Source organism: Novosphingobium sp. B-7 (assembly GCF_000410615.1).
In the GTDB taxonomy this organism is placed as follows: Bacteria; Pseudomonadota; Alphaproteobacteria; order Sphingomonadales; family Sphingomonadaceae; genus Novosphingobium; species Novosphingobium capsulatum.
Genome location: NZ_KE148339.1, coordinates 1 through 276, shown reverse-complemented (window position 1 = coordinate 276; position 276 = coordinate 1). Strand labels below are relative to the sequence as shown.

Below are 276 nucleotides of genomic sequence, written 5' to 3'. Positions count from 1 at the left end.
CCCTTCCGGTTGCATCGTCGCGCCCGCCTCGCGCTGTACCAGGCAATTGGCGCGGGCAATGGGGGCGATCGCGCCCGAATCCTGCAACGGATCGAGCGTGACGGAAACCCCGTCCCAATGGCCGCGCAGGAATTCGGTGCGCCCGCCGCCGGCCGGCATGGGCTGGGCCAGCGGCATGTGCAACGGGCTGGGCAGCGGCTGGGCGGCGCCCAGCGCGGCGCGCAGCAGGGGCAGCATGAACAGGTGCGCGGTGACATAGGCCGAGGCCGGGTTGCC

Annotated in this window: 1 pseudogene; it reads right to left on the bottom strand. The window is 72.8% G+C overall.

Going from position 1 to position 276, the window contains the following annotated elements:
* Positions 1–276 (bottom strand): annotated as a pseudogene (locus H926_RS27150) (molybdopterin molybdenumtransferase MoeA); the annotation flags it as partial.